Consider the following 19,290-nt stretch of genomic DNA (forward strand, 5'->3'; position numbering starts at 1 on the left):
GGAACCATTCTTTTGGAACGTTTTTTACGCGGTGTGGATGTCGTTGAGCTTCAACTCATCCTTCATCGCTTCACGGATCTTGAATTTCTGGATCTTGCCGGTCACCGTCATCGGGAATGCATCGACAAACCGGATATAACGCGGCACCTTATAGTGGGCGATCTGACCCTGGCAAAAATCGCGCACGGCTTGTTCGTCCGCGGCGTGGCCGGGGCGCAGGATAATCCAGGCGCACAACTCCTCGCCGTATTTCGGATCCGGCACGCCGACCACCTGCACATCCTGGATCGCCGGATGGCGGTACAAGAATTCTTCGATCTCGCGCGGGTAGATATTCTCGCCGCCGCGGATCACCATGTCCTTCATGCGGCCGACGATATTGACGTAGCCTTCGCTGTCCATGGTCGCCAGGTCGCCGGTATGCATCCAGCCTTCGCTGTCGATCGCTTCGCGCGTCTTTGCTTCATCACCCCAATAGCCGTGCATCACCGAATAACCGTGGGTGCACAGTTCGCCGGAACTGCCGATCGGCATCACCGCGCCGGATTCGGGATCGACGATTTTCACCTGCAGGTGCGGCTGAACCTGGCCGACCGTGGAAACGCGTTTCTCCAGCGGCGTATCGGTCATGCTCTGGCAGCTGACCGGGCTGGTTTCGGTCATGCCGTAGGCGATCGTGATCTGTTCCAGGTGCATGTCGCGCACCACCCGTTTCATCACTTCGATCGGACACGGCGAGCCGGCCATGATGCCGGTGCGCAGCGTCGACAAGTCAAATTCGGCAAAGCGCGGATGGTCCAGCTCGGAGATGAACATGGTGGGCACGCCGTGCAAGCCGGTACAGCGTTCTTCCTGCACCGCCTGCAGCACCGCCAGCGGCTCGAAGCCATCGTTGGGATAGACGATGGTGGCGCCATGCGTGAGGCAGGCCAGGTTGCCGAGCACCATGCCGAAGCAGTGATACAGCGGCACCGGGATGCAGAGCCGGTCTTGCGCGGTCAGCTTCATCGCTTCACCGATGAAAAAGCCGTTGTTCAGAATATTGCGGTGGGTCAGCGTCGCACCTTTCGGGAAGCCGGTGGTGCCGCTGGTGAACTGGATGTTGATCGGATCGCCGGCTTGCAGGCGGGCGCCGATCTCGGCCAGCCGCGGGTCGGCCGCATCGCCGCCGGCGATCAGGTCGGCAAAACGCAACATGCCCGGCTCCTCGCCGCCGCCAAGCTGGATCACGGTCTTCAGGGACGGCAAGCGCGCTGCCTGCAGTTGTCCCGGGATAGCGTGCTGCAGTTCCGGCGCCAGCGTGCGTATCATTTCCAGGTAATCGCTGGTCTTGAAACTGGTCATCGAAATCAGCGCCTTGCAGCCGACGTTGTTGAGCGCGTACTCCAGCTCGCTGACCCGATAGGCCGGATTGATGTTGACCAGGACGATGCCGGCATAGGCCGTGGCCAGCTGCGTCAGCAGCCACTCGGCATTGTTGTGCGACCAGATGCCGATGCGGTCGCCCGGCTGCAGGCCGAGCTTGAGCATGGCGCTGGCCAGCTGCCGCGCCTGGCCTTGCAGTTGCCGGTAGCTGAGGCGGATCTGCTGGTGGCGCGACACCAGTGCGTCGTTGCCGGCTACCCGCTCCACCATTTCATCGAAGAAAACGCCGATCGTCTGTTCGATCAGCGGCATATCCTGGCTGCCGCGATCGATGCTGGAATTCAGTTGTCTCATAATCTTGTCTCCTGTTATGGCCGCCGCCGCTTCCCGTGACGATTTTTATTTTTCCGGGAAACTGCCATCGACATAGAACCAGCATGGCTGGCTTTCTGTTCCCGCTTCGCGCTCGCGCACAAAGCGGCTGATCTCATGCAAGCGCTGCGCACGGCCGTCGATCTTGTAGCGCGCCACGAATTCCACCGTGGCGCTGTCGCCTTCCGCCTGGTGCTTGCGCACCTCCAGGCCCAGCCACTTCAGCCCCGCTTCGGCGGCGACAGGCTCGGGCGGCCGGGTGCTGCCATGCCATGTCGCCCGCAGGTAAGCATCCTTGCCCATCACATACGCGCTATAGCGCGAGCGCATCAGCGCCAGTGCTGTAGGCGCGGCTTCCGCGCCGCTGTGATAACGGCCGCAGCACTGTGCATAACTGCCGCCGCCGCAGGGACAATCCATCGCCTTCTCTTTCAAATCTTGCCATCCCTCAGGAATGCTTCGAGCTGGTCGAAGCGGTCGAAACCCCAGAACGACTCGCCGTCGACAATCACGAACGGTGAACCGAACACGCCGCGCGCCATCGCCAGGTCGACTTCCGCCTTCAGCTGGTTCTTGATCGGCAGGCTGTTGATGCCGTCGCTCAGGCCGTTGGTATCGATACCGCTGTGGTGGCCAATTTCCAGCAAATGCATCGGTTCGCCGATATTGGTTCCGTCGACGAAATAAGCCTTGTAAATCTGCTTGGCGAACTTGATGGCCTTGTCTTCGCCTTGCTTGCCGCGCACCCACAGCACGGCGCGCGCCGCCGCCTGCGTCGAGATCGGGAATGCGCCGGGACGCTTGTAGGGAATGCCGTGAAAACGCGCGCTGCGCTCGAAATCGTGGAACGAATAGTCGCCCTTGATCGGCACCTGGGCCAGCGGCGCCGAGCCGGTGGTCTTGAATACCGGGCCTAGCAGGATCGGATGCCATTCGACATCGCGCTGGTACTTTGCGGCCAGCTCATCGATATGGGTGGCGGCGAAATAACCATACGGAGAGGAAAAATCGAAGTAGAAATCAATTGCGGCAGCCATCTTCTTATACCTTGTCTGAAATGGTAAGGACCAATGCGAATTGCGCTGTAGGTAAAACCCGCCCTACTTGTTTAAATCATAATTCACCAAGACCAATAACAAAGATCAGCGCCGATCCGCGGAAATCCCACGGAAAAACGCTGATCCATTTACTGCTTGCTACCGTGTTGCGCTAACGATGGCTTGCTGTCGTCCCTCAGACCAGTTCGACGGCAATCGCGGTGCCTTCGCCGCCGCCGATGCACAGCGACGCCACGCCGCGCTTGCCGCCTTTTGCCTTCAAGGCGCCCAGCAGCGTGACGATGATGCGCGCACCGGAAGCGCCGATAGGATGGCCGAGTGAGCATGCGCCGCCGTGGACGTTGATCTTGCTGTGCGGGATGTCGTGTTCTTTCATGACCGCCATCGGCACCACGGCGAACGCTTCGTTGACTTCGAACAGGTCGACATCGCTGTTCTTCCAGCCGACTTTCTTGTACAGCTTTTCAATCGCGCCTACCGGCGCGGTAGTGAACCATTCCGGTTCCTGCGAATGGCTGGCGTGGCCGAGAATGCGGGCAATCGGCGTGCAGCCGAGTTTCTTGGCAGTCGATTCGCGCATCAGCACCAGCGCCGCGGCGCCGTCGTTGATCGACGACGACGAAGCGGCGGTGATGGTGCCGTCTTTCTTGAACGCAGGGCGCAGCGACGGGATCTTTTCCACCTTGGCTTTTTGCGGACCTTCATCCTTGTCGATCACGGCTTCGCCGGCGCGGCTGGTGACGGTCACCGGCGCGATTTCCCACTTGAAGGAGCCATCGGCAGTCGCCGCCTGCGCGCGCTGCGCCGACGCGATCGCGAATGCATCCTGGTCAGCGCGGCTGAAATGGTATTTGGCGGCGCACTCTTCGCCGAAGGTGCCCATGGAACGGCCGCCGCCATTCTCCAGCTTGGAATAAGCGTCTTCCAGGCCGTCCAGCATCATATGGTCGAGGACGGTGCCGTGGCCGACGCGGTAGCCGCTGCGTCCCTTCGGCAGCAGGTACGGCGCATTGGTCATCGATTCCATGCCGCCGGCGACCACCACTTCATTGGTCCCGGCCAGCAAGGCGTCGAAAGCGAACATGGTGGCTTGCATCGCCGAGCCGCATACCTTGGAAATGGTGGCGGCATTGGCCGACACCGGCAAACCGGCCTTGATGGCGGCCTGCCGTGCCGGCGCCTGGCCCTGGCCGGCTTGCAGCACGTTGCCGAACAACACGGCGTCGACTTGCTCCGGTTTCAGGCCGGCGCGCTCCACGGCGGCCTTGATCGCCACGGCGCCCAGGTCGCTGGCGGTCAATGACGAAAAATCACCCTGAAACGCACCCATTGGAGTACGCGCTGCACCGACGATAACGATTGGGTCATTCATGTTGTTTCTCCAGATTACGACAACTTGTAAGCAACTTCGGGATCGCTTGTATCCGCTGGCGATTCCCGTGAGCGGCTTTGCTGCCTGGTTGGTTAAAAATAAAACGGTCCGGTTTTGTTGCTGGTCAACTAACTTTGCACATGGGTAAAACGACACTCTTGCGGATATGGAAACACGTCGTCGAAATGGCCCTCAAGGATGTGTTGCTTGTGTTGTTGCCAATATTGCTGGGTCAACAGATCCGCATGATGCTTGATAAAGTATTTTTTCACGTTTTGATTTCCGAGAAGAAATACACCGAATTGTTCCGGAAAGACATCGTTCTTGGCGATGGAATACCAGGGCTCGGCCGACATCTCGTCTTCCTCGTTACGCGGCTGCGGGATAGTCCTGAAATTGCAGTCGGTAATGTATTCAATCTCATCATAGTCGTAAAACACGACCCGGTTATGGCGTGTCACGCCAAAATTTTTATACAGCATGTCGCCGGGAAAAATATTCGCGGCGACCAGTTCCTTGATGGCGTTGCCGTATTCGGTAATGCCGTGTTCCAGCGCTGCCTGGTCGCCGTTTTTTTCGGCATTGTTCAGGTAGATATTCAGCGGCATCATGCGGCGCTCGATATACAGGTGCTTGATGATGATTTCGTCGCCGTCTTCTTCGACCACCGACGGCGCCACCTGTTTCAGCTCAGCCAGCAGCTCGTCGGCAAACCGCGCGCGCGGAAAGGCCACGCTGGAATACTCCAGGGTATCGGCCATGCGGCCGACGCGGTCGTGGTGCTTGACCAGCAGGTATTTTTCCTTGACCAGCGCGTTGGTGGTTTCCTTGGGCGCCGGGAAATAATCCTTGATCACCTTGAACACGTAGGGAAACGACGGCAAGGCGAACACCACCATCACCAGCCCGCGGATCCCCGGGGCGATTTCAAAATGGTCCGACGAATGCCGCAGGTGGCGCAGGAAATCGCGGTAGAACAGCGCTTTTCCCAGCTTTTGCAAACCCAGGATCGTGTAGATTTCGCTGCGCGGCTTGTTCGGCAGCAGGCTGCGCAAGAACTGCACGTAGGCTGACGGCACCTCCATGTCGACCATGAAGTAGGCGCGGGTAAAGGAAAACAGGATGGTCAGTATCTTGTTGTCGAACAGCACCGCATCCAGCACCAGCTTGCCGTCCTTGTCGTGCAGGATAGGCACCACGAACGGATATTCGCGCGGGCCGTTGATCATCTTGCCGACCACGTACGCGCCCTTGTTGCGGTAGAACAGGTTGGACAGCACCTGGATCTGGTGATTCGGTTCCAGCGCGGCGGCGCCGAACGCCTGCGCGATGCGCTCTTCGGCCAGCGCGACATCGCGGTCCAGGTCGGCGAACGGGCGCTGCAGCTGGAAGTTGGTGATCAGGCGCTTGAGCGTGTAATGCAGGCCGTCCTTGGCCGGGTAATACACGCGGTAGGTGGGCAGGGCCTCGTCGGTGTCGATGTATTCGGTCGATACCGCCGGCCGCACGAAGATGAAATCGTTATGGAAATAGGTGCGGTGCAGGATGTTGCAGCAGACCGAGTTGAAGAAAGTCTCGGCCAGTTCCGGCTGCTTGTGGTCGGTCAGCATGCCGATGTAATGCAGTTTCACTTCGCGCCAGACCTGGTCGGTCAAGTCGTTGGGATCGTACTCGTCTTCCAGCGCCTGCACGCATTCGTGCACGCGCGCGTCATAGAAACCAATCCGTTCGCGTGCGGCGAGCTGCGCGGTTTTCCAGTCGGCGCTTTCAAAATGCTGCTTGGCCAGCGTGCTGGCTTCGCGGAACAGCCGGTAATGCTTGTCGAAACCGTCCAGTATCATGCGCGCAGTATCGAAAGCGATCTGCGACGACAGTAATTTCGGAAAGTTGGCCGACGTAATCACAATTCAAACCGCTCCTTCCAGCCGGCCAGCATCGCCAGGCTGACGCCGATGCCGCCGCACACCACGATCAGCGGCCGCTGGTATGGCGCCAGCACCGGCAGTTTTTCGTAGGCCACGGCCAGGGCCGCGCCGCAGGCCGGTTCCACCAGGGTCCGCATCTGGTCGGCAAACGCCAGCGTGGCGCTGACCGCCTGTTTGTCGGTGACCACCACGCTGTGCACCTCATGGCGCTGGGTCCAGGCGAAACATTCCGCCGCCACGCGCTTGGCGGCCAAGGTAGTGGCGATCGAGGTGATTGCCGGCAGCGTCACCAGTCCGCCGGCCGACATGGCGGCGTTCAGCGACGCGGCGCCTTCGGTTTCGGCGACGATCAGCGGGATATGCGGCAAGCCGTTGCGATGCAGGCCGCTCAGCACGCCGCTCATCAGGCCGCCGCCGCCGACCGAGCAGATGACGACATCGAAATCGACGCCCAGCTCGCGCGCCTGCAGCACCGCTTCATCGATCATGGTGGCGTTGCCGTCCCAGATATCGGGGTGGTCGAAAGGCGGGATGTAAATGCTGCCGGGCTGTTCGCACAGCTGCAGCGCCAGCTGGTTGGCTTCATCCCAGCCGCTGCCGTGGACGATCACTTCGGCGCCGATATCGCGGATGCGCCGGCAGACTTCGGCGGCGGTGGTTTGCGGCACCACGATGGTGGTCTTGACGTCCAGCGCCGCGCCGGCAAACGCCGCCGCGAAGCCGGCATTGCCGCCCGACGGACACACCAGGTGGCTGGCGCCGCCGGCCACCGCGCGCTGGCACAGCAAGCCGATGCCGCGCAGCTTGAACGAGCCGGCCGGCTGGGTGTTTTCCATCTTCAGCAAAACTTGCTTGTCGAGTGCGACGGAAAGTTGCGGGTGTCGCAGTAACGCGGTGTGGATATGCAGTGAAGTCATGTTCTCGACGCTATTGCCTTTATATCAATTGTGCCACTAGTCAGAGGGATTGCAAAATCGTTTGCAGCGGCCGCAATCCCCTTGCCAGGCGGTCAGCAGGTTTCCGCAAACAATTCGCGGCCGATCAGCATGCGGCGGATTTCACTGGTGCCGGCGCCGATTTCGTACAGCTTGGCGTCGCGCCACAGGCGTCCCACCGGATATTCATTGATGTAGCCGTTGCCGCCCAGCGCCTGGATCGCTTCGCCCGCCATCCAGGTGGCTTTTTCCGCCGAATACAGGATCGCCCCGGCGGCGTCCTTGCGCAGGGCCCTGGCCGCGGCCGGCGTCTTGGCGCGGTCGCAAGCCTGGCCGACGGCGTACACGTATGCCTTGCAAGCCATCATGGTCGAATACATGTCGGCCAGCTTGCCCTGCATCAGCTGGAATTCGCCGATCGACTGGCCGAACTGCTTGCGGTCATGCACATACGGCACCACGACATCCATGCATGCCTGCATGATACCAAGCGGGCCGCCCGACAGGACGCTGCGCTCGTAATCGAGGCCCGACATCAGCACGTTGACGCCCTGGCCCAGGCCGCCCAGCACGTTTTCCGCCGGCACTTCGCAATCCTGGAACACCAGTTCGCCGGTGTGGGAACCGCGCATGCCGAGCTTGTCCAGCTTTTGCGCCACGCTGAAGCCCTTGAAGCCCTTTTCGATCAGGAACGCGGTCATGCCGCGCGCACCGGCGTCCAGGTCGGTCTTGGCGTATACCACCAGCACGTCCGCATCGGGACCGTTGGTGATCCACATCTTGGTGCCGTTGAGCACCCAGCGGTCGCCCTTGAGTTCGGCGCGCAGCTTCATGCTGACCACGTCGGAGCCGGCGTTCGGCTCCGACATCGCCAGGGCGCCGATATGGTCGCCGGAGATCAGTTTCGGCAGATACTTGGCTTTTTGCCCGGCATTGCCGTTGCGCTTGATCTGGTTGACGCACAGGTTGGAGTGGGCGCCGTAGGACAGGCCGACCGAGGCGGATGCGCGCGAGATTTCTTCCATGGCGATGATGTGCGCCAGATAGCCCATGCCGCTGCCGCCGTATTCCTCTTCAGCGGTGATGCCGAGCAGGCCGAGGTCGCCCATTTTTTTCCAGAGGTCCATCGGAAACTGGTCGTTGCGGTCGATTTCGGCGGCGCGCGGGGTGATCTCCGCGGCGGCGAATTCCTGGATCGCACTGCGCAGCGCGGCGATGTCTTCGCCGTGGTCGAACGTCAAGCCTGGTAAATGGATCATGTTGTCTCCTTCGTTATTCTTGCCGGTTGTTGAATGTTGTTTGAGGGGAAATTCAGGGTGCGGCGTGGTCGCTCAGCTCGCCGCTGCTCAGCAGGCGCCGGCATTCGTCTTCGTGCGCGGTAATTTCCGCCAGGGTCACTTCGATGTCCTCGCGCTGCTGCTCCAGGTGTTCCCGATGACGCGCCAGCACTTCCAGGAACAGTTCCAGCTGGGGCGCCGAATCCTTGGGCGAGTCGTACATGTCGACCAGGCTCTTGATTTCCGACAAGGTCAGGCCCAGCCGCTTGCCGCGCAGGGTCAGCTTGAGGCGGGTGCGCTCGCGGCCGGCATACACCCGGTTGCGGCCGCCGGCGCCATCCCGCTTCGGGCTGAGCAAGCCCTGGTCCTCATAGAAGCGGATCGCCCTGGGGGTAATGTCGAATTCACGGGCAAGTTCAGTGATGGTGTAGGTCGGCATGGTTGGGTGGGCAGAACAAAAAATGCTGGTTTAGGTACAATGGCAGTTAACGTTAACGTAAAGCATATTGTAGGCGCGCTGGCGGAAAATGAAAACACCGAAAAACTACTGGCGTTACCAAAAAAGAAAGAATTCCCGATGAATCCACTCGAAGCCCAGCTCAGCTACGCATTCGGCGATACCTTGCCCGCCGGTGGCGCCACCCTTGAAGTCGCGCCGGGCGTGCGCTGGCTGCGCATGGGTTTGCCGTTTGCGCTGGACCATATCAATCTATGGTTGCTGGAAGACAGCATGGAAACGGAGGACGGCGTCCGCCATGGCTGGACCATCGTCGATTGCGGCATCGCCAACGACGCCACCCGCGCGGCCTGGGATGCCATTTTTGCAAGCGAACTGCGCGGCCTGCCGGTATTGCGGGTGCTGGTCACCCATTGCCATCCAGACCACGTCGGCCTGGCCGATTGGCTATGCACACGCTGGCAAGCGCCGCTGTGGATGAGCGGCGGCGAATATTTCTCGGCGCGCATCATGTCGGCGGCGCTGCCCGGCGCCGACGGCAGCGCGGCGTTGCCGCACTTCCAGCAGCACGGCATGCGCGACCCCGAAGTCGTCGCCAAGGTGGCGCAGCGCAAATCCTACTATCCGGCCATGGTGCCGGCGGTGCCGCAGGCTTACCATCGGCTGGCCGACCGGCAGCAGCTGCGCATCGGCAAGCATCAATGGCAGGTCATCACCGGCTTCGGCCATGCGCCGGAACACGTGGCGCTGCATTGCGCCGGGCTGGACCTGCTGATTTCGGGGGACATGGTGTTGCCGCGGATTTCCACCAATGTCTCGGTATTTGCGATCGAGCCGGAATCGAACCCGGTCCAGCAATACATGGACTCGCTGGAAAAATACCGCGCGTTGCCGGCCTCCACGCTGGTACTGCCGTCGCATGGCAAGCCGTTCCGCGGCTTGCAGATCCGCATCGATCAGCTGCAGCAACATCATCGCGACCGGCTGGTGGAAGTGGTGCAAGCCTGCACCGCGGCGCCGCAGTCCGCCAGCGACATCGTGCCGGTCATGTTCCGGCGGCCGCTGGATGCGCACCAGATGACTTTCGCACTGGGCGAAGCGCTGGCGCATTTGCACAAGCTGTGGTTTGACGGCGTGCTGAAACGGCGGCTGGACGACGACCAGGTCTACCGTTTCAGCCTTGCCTGACGATGCCCGTATTTACTGCGGTATTTACTGCCGTATCGCCGCCACGATCATCGCCACCGCCAGCATCAGCGAGCCGGCGACGCGGTCGGTAAGCCGGGCAAAACTCGGGCGGGTGGCGATGGTCTGCATTTTTCCGGCCAGTACCGCGTAGCCGACCAGGATAAAGAACTCCGGGATAATCGAACCCGCCGCCAGCCAGATCATTTGCAGCGGCACGTTGGCGGCCGGGTTAAGGAACTGCGGCAGGATGGCGATAAAGAAAATCAGCGCCTTGGGATTGGCCAGCTGCAGGGTCAAGCCGCTGAACCAGATCTTCCAGCCGGAGGCATTACGGCTGTCCAGCCTGGAGGCGGTGATCGGCGAAGGCCGGCCGAATATCGCCGACAGGCCGAGATACGCCAGGTAAGCCACGCCCAGCCATTTGACCACGCTGAACAAGCTATGCGAGGCGACGATCAGGGCCCCCAGCCCGGTCGCCGAAATGGTGAAATAGATCGCGTTGGCGGCGAGTATCCCCAGGATGGCGAAAATCGACTTCTTCCAGCCGACCGTGATGCCGTAGGCGACCACCAGCATGACTGCCGGCCCGGGCGACGCCGACAGCGCAAATTCTGTCAGCACGAACAAGAAAAAATTGTGAAAGTCCATGTGTCCTGGTCAGCCTTTGGTTTTGCGCGCCTTGTGCGGCGCCTTGGAAAATGCCAGGTCGTACAGCCAGTTCGGCAACAGGCGCAGCAACTTGGCGACTACGCCCATCTGCCACGGGATCACCTGGTAGCTGCTGCCGCGCGCGACCGCGGCGCCGGCCTTGGCGGCGAACCGCGGCGCCGGCATCAGGAACGGCATCTTGTAGTGGTTGACCTGGGTCATCGGCGTATCGATATAACCGGGCACGATGGTGACCACCTTGATGCCGCTGGCCCGCAATTCCACCCGCAGCGATTCGCAATAGCTGATCACGGCTGCCTTGGAGCCGCTGTAAGCGCCCGCTCCGGGCAAGCCGCGAATACCTGCCACGCTGGCGACGCCAACCAGGCGCAAATCTCTCTGCCCGGCCTGGGCCTGGCGTTTCATGGTGGCGATGAACGGTGTAAAGGTGGCGACCGTCGCCAGCACGTTGGTGGCGAATACCTGTTCGAACACTTGCTGGTCTTCGGCATGCTCGGTCAGCGTCCCTTGCGAAATCCCGGCGCTGGCGACCACCACGTCGGCGCCGCCGCCGGCGGCGATGAAATCTTCCGCCGCTGCCGTCAATGCAGCGTGGTCATTGACATCCAGTGCATACAGGCGATGCCGCTCCGGGTGCGACAAGCCGGCGCGCAGCTGTTCCAGCACGTCCTGGCGCCTGGCAACCAGCCCCAGCGCTGCGCCCTGGCCCGCATAATATTGCGCCAGCGCGGCGCCGATGCCGCTGGAAGCGCCGGTGATGAATACACGTTGCATGCTTTACCTCGATAAAAAAGCCCGCCCTCTTGCGAGTGGCGGACTTTTCAACACTACCGGACCGGCCGTCGCGGCCAGCCTGCTTATTCAGCTGCTTGTTACTTCTTGCCGGCGGCAGCCTTGGCCACCAGGCTGTCCATCACTTGCAGGGTGGACTTGAACAGGGCCGGCTCGCTGTCGCCGGCGCCAGGCGTCGCGCCGACGATCGATGGCGAGGTGACATAACGGCCGTCGACTATCAGCGTCGGCACGCCGTCTATCTTATAGGCGTTTTGCAGCTGGACCGCGCGCGTCACCTTGGTCTGCACGGCGAAGGAGTTGTACACATCCAGGAACTTGGCTTTGTCCAGGCCTTGCTTGGCCGCGAAATCGGCGATGGACGCCTCTGTATCGAGACGCTGGCGCTGGACGTGGATCGCGCTGAAGACCTTCTTGTGCATTTCAGGCAGCTTGCCCATGGCTTCCAGCGTGTAGTACAGCTTTTTCTGCGCTACGTACGGCGATTTCTTTGGATCGCCATTCGGATCGCCGAAGTCGACCGGCACCCGCTTGAGGGAAATCTTGTCGCCCTGCTTGGCGATCCACTCTTCCAGCGTCGGCTCGAGCGCGTTGCAATGCGGGCAGAAGTAACCGAAGAACTCCGTCACTTCCACTTTCTTGCCAAGGCCGGTATCGGTCGGCTGCGGGTTATCGAGAACCTTGTATTCCTTACCTGCGACCGGAGCGGCCGGCGATGCGCCGGCACTGGCGGCCAACAGGCCAAAACTCAGACTAAGACCGGCGATAGCCAGGGCTTTTTGAAAAAAACGCATGAATTATCCTTTTTTTAAAATTGTGAAAGCCAACAACGGAACAGGGAGAGAGCCATAGTCCTGTTCCTCATCAATCAAAAACACGCCTGGTCCTGCATCCCTTATTTCGCCGCGCGCACCACTGCGGCATTGACGCCGTTATCTGACAACTTTCCGCGTATCCGGTTCATTGTTTCCAGCTGGTTAAACGGACCCACCCGCACCCGGTACAAGGAGCCGGTATCGGCCTGGCGTTCGCTGATCTTGGCTTCGAAACCCATCAAGGCCAGCCGCGCCTTGGCGCTTTCCGCTTCGCTCTGCTCGCGGAAGGCGCCTACCTGCAGGAAATAGATCCAGTTGTCGTCAGCCGCCGTGGCTTTGCTCTTGGCTTCGGCGATGTCGCCGGCGACTTTCTTGGTCTTGTCGGCGGTGGATTTGTCGACAATGGGAGCCGACTTGTCCTGCGCCTTGGCGACCAGGGCATCCAGCTTCTTCTCGGCCGCCACGTTAGGCGGCACGCCGTCGGCGCCCGGCGGCGGCGGTGTGAACGCCTTGGCGGCTTCCTTGGCCGCATCCTTGTTACCGTATAGCGACTTGTTCGGATCCGGCAGCTGGTCCGGGTTCGACGGCGCCGGCGCGGGCGTAGCCGCTGGCGCGGTGATGGCCTCCGGCGCTTTTTCGGTTTTTGCTGTCTTGTTGGTGAACGGCGTCGGCGTCTTGGTGATCATGATCGCCACCACCACGGCTATCGCCAATCCGATGATCAGGCCGAAGATCAGGCCCAGTAAGGTACCGCCAGCTTGTTTCTTGTTAAGTTTGCTCATACTTCCCCAATGACATCCTGGTTACTGACCGTCTCCGGCAACTGCTGCCGGAGATCGCCGATTGTAGATTCACATGCGGGCTGGTGCCGATACGCCGATCAGCGCCAAGCCGTTGCGCAACACCTGCCGGGTTGCGTACATCAAGGCCAGGCGCGCCATCTTCAGCGCCTCGTCGTCCACCAGGACCCGCTCAGCATTGTAGTAGCTATGCAGCTCGCCCGCCAAATCGCGCAGGTAAAACGCCACCTGGTGCGGCCCCAGCTCTTCCAGCGCGTGCTGCAGCATGTCCGGATATTCCGCCAGCTTGGCCAGCAGGCTGGCTTCGCGCGGCGCGGTCAGCGGGCTCAGGTCGACCGAACCCAGGCCGGCCTCGTCGCCGGTCCACTGCGCCAGCACCGAACAGATGCGGGCGTGGGCGTACTGCACGTAGTAGACCGGGTTTTCGTCGGACTTGGCCAGCGCCAGGTCGACATCGAACACGAATTCGGTATCCGCCTTGCGCGAAATCAGGAAGAAACGCACCGCGTCGCGGCCGCGCGTCAGGTCGCGCGGGCTGTCTTGCGCACCGTCCACGGCAGCGCTGTCTTCGCCCGCCGACCATTCGATCAGGTCGCGCAGGGTGACGTAGGAACCGGCGCGCTTGGAAATCTTCACTTCCTCGCCGTTCTTCATGACCGTCACCATCTTGTGCAGCACATAGTCCGGATAACCTTGCGGGATGCCGAGGTTGACCGCCTGCAAGCCGGCGCGCACGCGGGCGATGGTGCCGTGGTGGTCGCTGCCCTGGATATTGATGACCTTGCCGAAACCGCGCTGCCATTTGACCACGTGGTAGGCGACGTCGGGCACGAAGTAGGTATACGTGCCGTCGGTCTTCTTCATGACGCGGTCTTTGTCGTCGCCATAGTCGGTGGTGCGCAGCCACAGGGCGCCATCCAGCTCATAGGTGACGCCGGCGGCGTTCAGCGCATGGACCGTGGCGTTGACCTTGCCATCCTTGTACAGCGAGGTTTCCAGGTAATAGTTGTCGAACTTGACGCCGAAGGCCTGCAAATCCAGGTCCTGCTCGCGGCGCAGGTAGGCGACGGCGAATTTGCGCACCGATTCGATGTCGCTGATGTCGCCGCTGGCGGTGACCGGCTCGCCATCGCTGGCAGCGACCGTCTTCCCGGCCAGGAAATCCTTTGCGATATCGGCAATGTAGTCGCCGTTGTAGGCGCTTTCAGGCCATTCCGCATCGCCCGGCTTGAAACCGTTGGCGCGCGCCTGCACCGAAGTCGCCAGCGTGGCGATCTGGACCCCGGCGTCGTTATAGTAGAACTCGCGGGTGACGTCGAAACCTTGCACCTCGAACAGCGCCGACAAGGCATCGCCCAGCGCCCCTTGGCGGCCATGGCCGACGTGCAAAGGGCCGGTCGGATTGGCCGAAACAAACTCGACCAGCACTTTCTTGCCGGCGCCAAGCTGGCTCTTGCCGTATTCAGCCGCCTCTTGAAGAACGGTCTTGACCACTTGCTGCTTGGCCGCCGCCGTCAGGCGCAGGTTGATGAAACCCGGACCGGCGATTTCGGCGCTTTCGATCAGCTTGCCTTCTCCGGCGCCGGCCATCACGGCCGCCACCAGGGCTTGCGCCAGTTCACGCGGATTCTTTTTCAGCGGCTTGGCCAGTTGCATGGCGATATTGCAGGCGACATCGCCGTGCGACGGATCGCGTGGGCGCTCCAGCGTCACCGTCGGCTGCAGCTCGCTGCCGGCGATAATGGGCTGCAAGGCAGCGTTGAAAAGGTCGATGATCTGTTGTTTCTGTGGTGCAAGCATAGGATAGGTAGTCAGTAATACTGGATTAATGCGAAAAATCTGTGGGGTTATCCGATCTCTCGGGCAACTTCCAGGCAATCTTGATTATTCCCGATTATACCGGCTTGGCATAGCAATCTTCACCCGGCTTGCCCGGGCAGGCTAGGGAATTCCCTAAATCCTGCTGTCCGCTGCAATCATCAAAAACTGCTGCTAAGATGCAGCGTCTCGGCCGGGGCGCTTTTTTGAGCATGTTTCCGGCTGCATCGATTTTGCCTTGCTTATTTATATACAGGAATTTTCATGACCCAATCCACACCACGCGTAGCCGATCATCCAGCCCACCCGCAATTCCTCAGCCGCTGGTCGCCGCGCGCTTACGCCAATGACGAGATTTCCGAACAAGAACTGCTGACCATCCTGGAAGCAGCCCGCTGGGCGCCGTCGTCCTACAACTCCCAACCTTGGCGCTTCGTCTTCGCCCGCCGCGGCACGCCGCACTGGACCAAGCTGCTGGGCCTGCTCAACGAATTCAACCGCAGCTGGGCGGAAAATGCATCGGCGCTGGTGATCGTCTTGTCGAAAACCACGTTTGCGCCACCGGGCAGCACTGAAGAAGTGGCCATGCCGACCCATTCTTTCGACGCCGGCTCGGCCTGGGGCTACCTGGCGCTGCAAGCCAGTTTGTCCGGCTGGCATGCGCATGGCATGGCTGGTTTCGACAAGGAAAAGACACGTACTGAGCTGGGTGTACCGGCCAATTTCGCGATTGAAGCGGCGGTAGCCATCGGCAAGATCGGCGACAAGGCCATGCTGCCGGAAGGTTTGCGCGCCAAGGAAGAGCCTAGCCCGCGGTTGCCTTTGCAGGCTTTGGTTTCTGAAGGGACTTTCAAAGCCTAAAAAGCTTTGTGCATCTGCCTCCGTTTTTTGCGGGGAGCAAGATTCGATGCGGGTTAGCGGCCGGAGCTGCTAACCCGTATTTTATTTGTGGTGCTGAATTTTCAAGGCTAAGCCCGTCTGTTCGTTTGCTTGCAGAATTGACCCGGTCAGTTTGACCCGCCCGCCATACCTTCGCGAACGCCACAACTCCGTCATAAGATCCCTCAAAACCCAATTCCTTCAGATCTTCATGGATCTGCTTCAATGTGCGCCGTTGCTTGCGTGATTTGGCCGCCTCGGTCTTTAACAAAGCCGATAACTGGAACGCATATTTGTCGATTGCACTGGGCGAACGCCGCTCCGCGTAGGACGGCTCTGTGATTTCCGTACGCAGATAGCGCCGGGCGGTGTTTCTGGAGATGCCAAGGCGCCTGGCGAACTCTCCTAGAGGGACCTGGTCGCGAATGTGCCAGCGTCGAATAATGCCTAGTAATACCACGTCGATCACTCCAATCCCCCTACTCAATGTTGTGAGCAGAATTGTGTCTTAAACGTGGGGCAGTTTCGTGTGCAAATTATGCGGCAAAGTGGGCCAATTTTGGATGCAAATCAACACACAGTGAACTAGTAAGCAAACGGTCCTTGAACATCTTTGTATGTAGTGTATAGGTATGTGATTTCCCCTGTTAAATTAATATAAGATTTATTTTTCCCCCATTCGGCGCTTTTGTAGCCGTTAGCCCAATGATCATTTTTGCCAAATCTTTCAGATATAAACGGTTCTTTGCCAGTCAAATCCACAATTCTGTAAAAAACCGGATTTTGAGATCTACCGACCAAAACAAGTCGATAGACCTGCCTACCAAAATATTTTCTGCCGCCGTGTGATTGAGTCTCCACTGCCGGAGAATTTTTATTCACTTGAAAATCTACAACAGAATAATCAATCGTCGTACCAAAATCATCTTTTTCAGAATTTCCTTGAAGTAAAATTTTCCCATTCAAAATAACGCTACCATCGTCGGTACGTTGAATCATCCCAAATTTCGATGGGTAGACATCCCTGAACGAATTGTTCTTCGTAGTTGAACTCTTAGCATCTTCTGCAAAACCAATGTGCGCCAGAGAAGAAGCGAGTATAAAAATAAATATTCTTATCAATTTCATGCTTTCTCTCTTATAGCAACCGTGATGTCCAATAATTCCCTAACAGTGGGAGCTTTGGTTGCGTCACACATATATTTAATAACGGTTATTCTGTCGTTGATAAAACCATTAAGCCAAGTTCTATGGGCGGTCAAATAATTGCTTTTATTTTCTTCCGCTCTTTCTGCAGCATTAACCTTGCCTACCTGCGCCTTTAATAAATATTCAGCGTGTTCTGCCGTCATGGTGTCGTTGATAAATTCTTTGACATCTCCCGGCCCTAGATGGTGCGCCAGATATGCAACTTTGGCCTTCTCTCCATCGTTGAGAGTATCGATCTTGAATTTTGCCTTTGTCAACATCGCCAGATTTTGCATGGCATAGTCTACTGCAGTATGAATTGCGTACTCAGCTTGGAGCCGTAAATCAAGCAATTTTTGTAGATTGCCATCACTGGCGGTGGCTCGCCCCGTCAAATGCGGCTTGGAAGATAATTGTCGTGCTATGGAGATTTTTCCTGGCGTGACAAAGGTGCCATTCTCAAGTTTGAATGCCGGAACCTCTTTAGTTTCCTCGCTTTTTTTATGCTTGATCGTGACAGTGGTCCTCGTCAACCATCCTTCTTTTTTAGCGCGTGCATTCAAAAATGTATCGTCGGTCAGGGCCATTTCTATCCAGGTTGCGTCCAGGAATTGAGTCATACCGCGAGCAGATGAATTTGGCGATGCCGAGTTGGGATCCCAAACAAAGGTGTTTATTTTCTTTTTCTTGACAACGGGCTTCCCTTTTTTATCAAGTACGGGCTCTTTTGTTTTTTTATTGATTACCGGAATTTCTTCTATCGTGAAAATAGTCGCGGCCTCGGCATTCATGATTGCCGCAATAGCCTGAGGAATCATTGCAGCTCGAGTGGCTGCAGCGACAATGTAGTCGTGATAAGCGAAATTTTGTATCAACTTCAAATTCAGCTTGTTCGGACATTCCATCGTGACTTCCTGCACTGGATGGCCTGCAGGCGAACGAGTGTCTGTGACAGCCCCCGGGGGCACGGTAGTTTTTGGCTTTGATGTTGAGCCGTCGGCAGCTGTGACTGGGGACGCTGATGCGGTAGCTCCCGGAAGTACTGGTGTCGGAGCCGCAGATGGCGTCCCTTCGTGCGTACGCAGTTGCGACTGCACAGCCAGCTTTGGACTATGCAATCGCACATAGGTATTGACGCCTCTGGGACTGACCGTGGCGATATGCTTGGATTTGCCACTGACAGTCTCAACCTCGACCTTCACAGTGCTGGACTTATTTTTTACATCAACGGGTGGTACTTCACCTTTGCTGTCGGTGACATGTTCGGCGGTTTCTCCATCCAAATGCAGCTTTACCTTCAGGTCTTTGATCGGCTTATTGAGCACATCCACAAACTGCATGAATAGAGTGCGCTCCTGGAATGCTTGTTCCTGATTGTGCGGCGCGGGTCTGAATTCGGGAACTGGGGCAGACGCGCCCGGAACCTGCAGGCGTTGTCCGATGTGAATCAAATTAATGTCGGATAGCTGATTCAACTCCGCAATGGCCTGCGGTGTAGAGTCGTGTAGCTTGGCGATTTTTGTAAGCGTATCGCCTCGTTGAACGGTATAGCTGCTGGTCATTATGCGTCCTCATTCGGGTCCACGGCTTCTTGGTTATGCCAATCTGCCCTTTCTAGTTGCTGCGGGTCGTCTTCAAGGCTGGTATGTACTACCCATTCACCACTGCCCAACAGGGCTGTGTACACCGTCGGCGTTTCTTCGTCTTTATGTCGGTCATTCCTACCGTCACCGCCAGTCTTGGTTTCAACTATAGCGCCGGTTTCTCCATGCTCTCGTGCGACGACATCGACACTGTGGCCGGGTTCGCCGTCCACAGCGCTGAGAACCTTCCAACGCAAGCTGTAGGGCGGTCCTCCTTTCGAGAAATCAGGTATCACGGCTGGTAAATTCTTAGGCCCAGGCAGGCTGTGCGAGGCTGCATGAGCTACGAAAGTGCCATTCGTTCCGTGTTCGATCCCAGCAGCGTTGTACTTGACGTAGCTGCCGCCGCCATTGATCAGCACTTCTTCCTTGGCGGTGATAGTGATGCGATTGGCGGTGTGGGTGATGTTGAGTTTGGATAGCAGGTTGATGCTGTCGGACAGCGCCTGCATATCAATGTCGCCAGTCCCGGCAGTCAACTTTATATTGGCTTTCTGGACGAACAGCCGGAACGTGTTTTTGATGCTTGCAAACAGACTGTCTCCGCTGGCAATGGACAGGCTCTCGCCGGTAGTGATGGCAGTATGCTCATCGCTGGCAATGTGCGTCGATTGCGCGGTGGTGGTTTCTATGCCGGCAGGACTGGCCAGCACCAGATGTGGTTGGGCCAGTTCCGGGAAACTGCCTTCCTGCGCAGCACCGCCCTTGATCGCCTCGTTCTGCGCCTTGAGGATCTG

Annotated in this window: 19 protein-coding genes; 2 read left to right on the forward strand and 17 right to left on the reverse strand. The window is 58.8% G+C overall.

Features of this window, described 5'->3' with window-relative positions:
- Positions 1 to 24: 24 nt before the first annotated feature.
- The 8 genes from V8G57_RS11270 to V8G57_RS11305 form a co-directional block, all read right to left on the reverse strand.
- Positions 25 to 1,719 (reverse strand): AMP-binding protein, encoded by a 1,695-nt coding sequence (locus V8G57_RS11270; RefSeq protein WP_342829456.1) that lies wholly within the window; start codon positions 1,717 to 1,719, stop codon positions 25 to 27.
- A 45-nt stretch (positions 1,720 to 1,764) separates the two neighbouring features.
- Positions 1,765 to 2,157 (reverse strand): YchJ family metal-binding protein, encoded by a 393-nt coding sequence (locus tag V8G57_RS11275; RefSeq protein ID WP_144738388.1) that lies wholly within the window; start codon positions 2,155 to 2,157, stop codon positions 1,765 to 1,767.
- A gap of 11 nt (positions 2,158 to 2,168) precedes the next feature.
- Positions 2,169 to 2,774: a 2-hydroxychromene-2-carboxylate isomerase gene (locus tag V8G57_RS11280; protein ID WP_092401930.1), complete on the reverse strand. Its 606-nt coding sequence runs from the start codon at positions 2,772 to 2,774 to the stop codon at positions 2,169 to 2,171.
- Between the two features lie 196 nt (positions 2,775 to 2,970).
- Complete coding sequence (locus tag V8G57_RS11285) at positions 2,971 to 4,167, reverse strand: acetyl-CoA C-acetyltransferase (protein WP_092401933.1); 1,197 nt, start codon at positions 4,165 to 4,167, stop codon at positions 2,971 to 2,973.
- Positions 4,168 to 4,295: 128 nt separating this feature from the next.
- Positions 4,296 to 6,068 carry a bifunctional isocitrate dehydrogenase kinase/phosphatase gene (aceK, locus tag V8G57_RS11290; RefSeq protein ID WP_342829476.1) on the reverse strand — a complete coding sequence of 591 codons (1,773 nt, stop codon included), beginning with the start codon at positions 6,066 to 6,068 and terminating at the stop codon, positions 4,296 to 4,298.
- A complete protein-coding gene (locus V8G57_RS11295; protein ID WP_342829457.1) occupies positions 6,068 to 7,009 on the reverse strand; it encodes a pyridoxal-phosphate dependent enzyme in 942 nt (313 codons plus the stop codon). Before V8G57_RS11295 ends, aceK begins: the two co-directional genes overlap by 1 nt.
- 92 nt (positions 7,010 to 7,101) lie before the next feature.
- The gene (locus V8G57_RS11300; protein ID WP_342829458.1) at positions 7,102 to 8,286 is read right to left on the reverse strand and encodes an isovaleryl-CoA dehydrogenase; all 1,185 of its coding nucleotides are present in this window, start codon (positions 8,284 to 8,286) and stop codon (positions 7,102 to 7,104) included.
- 52 nt (positions 8,287 to 8,338) lie between these two features.
- Positions 8,339 to 8,743, reverse strand: a complete 405-nt coding sequence (locus V8G57_RS11305; protein ID WP_092401941.1) for a MerR family transcriptional regulator — start codon at positions 8,741 to 8,743, stop codon at positions 8,339 to 8,341.
- 138 nt (positions 8,744 to 8,881) lie between these two features.
- Between V8G57_RS11305 and V8G57_RS11310 the strand changes: the two genes are divergently transcribed.
- Positions 8,882 to 9,949 (forward strand): MBL fold metallo-hydrolase, encoded by a 1,068-nt coding sequence (locus V8G57_RS11310; RefSeq protein WP_342829459.1) that lies wholly within the window; start codon positions 8,882 to 8,884, stop codon positions 9,947 to 9,949.
- Positions 9,950 to 9,973: 24 nt separating this feature from the next.
- Here V8G57_RS11310 and V8G57_RS11315 read toward each other — a convergent pair whose 3' ends face one another.
- From V8G57_RS11315 to argS, 5 genes are all read right to left on the reverse strand, one after another.
- Positions 9,974 to 10,597 carry a LysE family translocator gene (locus tag V8G57_RS11315; protein WP_342829460.1) on the reverse strand — a complete coding sequence of 208 codons (624 nt, stop codon included), beginning with the start codon at positions 10,595 to 10,597 and terminating at the stop codon, positions 9,974 to 9,976.
- Between the two features lie 9 nt (positions 10,598 to 10,606).
- The gene (locus V8G57_RS11320; protein WP_342829461.1) at positions 10,607 to 11,392 is read right to left on the reverse strand and encodes an SDR family oxidoreductase; all 786 of its coding nucleotides are present in this window, start codon (positions 11,390 to 11,392) and stop codon (positions 10,607 to 10,609) included.
- Between the two features lie 98 nt (positions 11,393 to 11,490).
- Positions 11,491 to 12,204: a thiol:disulfide interchange protein DsbA/DsbL gene (locus tag V8G57_RS11325; RefSeq protein ID WP_092401950.1), complete on the reverse strand. Its 714-nt coding sequence runs from the start codon at positions 12,202 to 12,204 to the stop codon at positions 11,491 to 11,493.
- Between the two features lie 101 nt (positions 12,205 to 12,305).
- The gene (locus tag V8G57_RS11330) at positions 12,306 to 13,007 is read right to left on the reverse strand and encodes an SPOR domain-containing protein (protein ID WP_342829462.1); all 702 of its coding nucleotides are present in this window, start codon (positions 13,005 to 13,007) and stop codon (positions 12,306 to 12,308) included.
- Between the two features lie 69 nt (positions 13,008 to 13,076).
- Positions 13,077 to 14,825, reverse strand: coding sequence for an arginine--tRNA ligase (gene argS, locus V8G57_RS11335; protein WP_342829463.1), 1,749 nt, complete (start codon positions 14,823 to 14,825; stop codon positions 13,077 to 13,079).
- A 282-nt stretch (positions 14,826 to 15,107) separates the two neighbouring features.
- On the opposite strand from argS, the gene V8G57_RS11340 reads away from it, so the two are divergent.
- A complete protein-coding gene (locus V8G57_RS11340; RefSeq protein WP_092401959.1) occupies positions 15,108 to 15,704 on the forward strand; it encodes a nitroreductase family protein in 597 nt (198 codons plus the stop codon).
- On the opposite strand, the gene V8G57_RS11345 is transcribed toward V8G57_RS11340, so the two are convergent.
- The 4 genes from V8G57_RS11345 to V8G57_RS11360 all read right to left on the reverse strand — a co-directional run.
- Positions 15,694 to 16,191: a hypothetical protein gene (locus tag V8G57_RS11345; RefSeq protein WP_342829464.1), complete on the reverse strand. Its 498-nt coding sequence runs from the start codon at positions 16,189 to 16,191 to the stop codon at positions 15,694 to 15,696. The genes V8G57_RS11340 and V8G57_RS11345 overlap by 11 nt on opposite strands.
- 116 nt (positions 16,192 to 16,307) lie before the next feature.
- A complete protein-coding gene (locus tag V8G57_RS11350) occupies positions 16,308 to 16,850 on the reverse strand; it encodes a hypothetical protein (protein ID WP_342829465.1) in 543 nt (180 codons plus the stop codon).
- Positions 16,847 to 18,472 carry a LysM peptidoglycan-binding domain-containing protein gene (locus V8G57_RS11355; protein ID WP_342829466.1) on the reverse strand — a complete coding sequence of 542 codons (1,626 nt, stop codon included), beginning with the start codon at positions 18,470 to 18,472 and terminating at the stop codon, positions 16,847 to 16,849. The genes V8G57_RS11350 and V8G57_RS11355 overlap by 4 nt, the downstream gene beginning before the upstream one ends.
- Positions 18,472 to 19,290: DUF2345 domain-containing protein (locus V8G57_RS11360; RefSeq protein WP_342829467.1), on the reverse strand; the 819-nt coding region annotated here is incomplete at its 5' end. The genes V8G57_RS11360 and V8G57_RS11355, both read right to left, overlap by 1 nt.

Source organism: Collimonas rhizosphaerae, from assembly GCF_038896935.1.
Classification (GTDB): domain Bacteria; phylum Pseudomonadota; class Gammaproteobacteria; order Burkholderiales; family Burkholderiaceae_D; genus Collimonas; species Collimonas rhizosphaerae.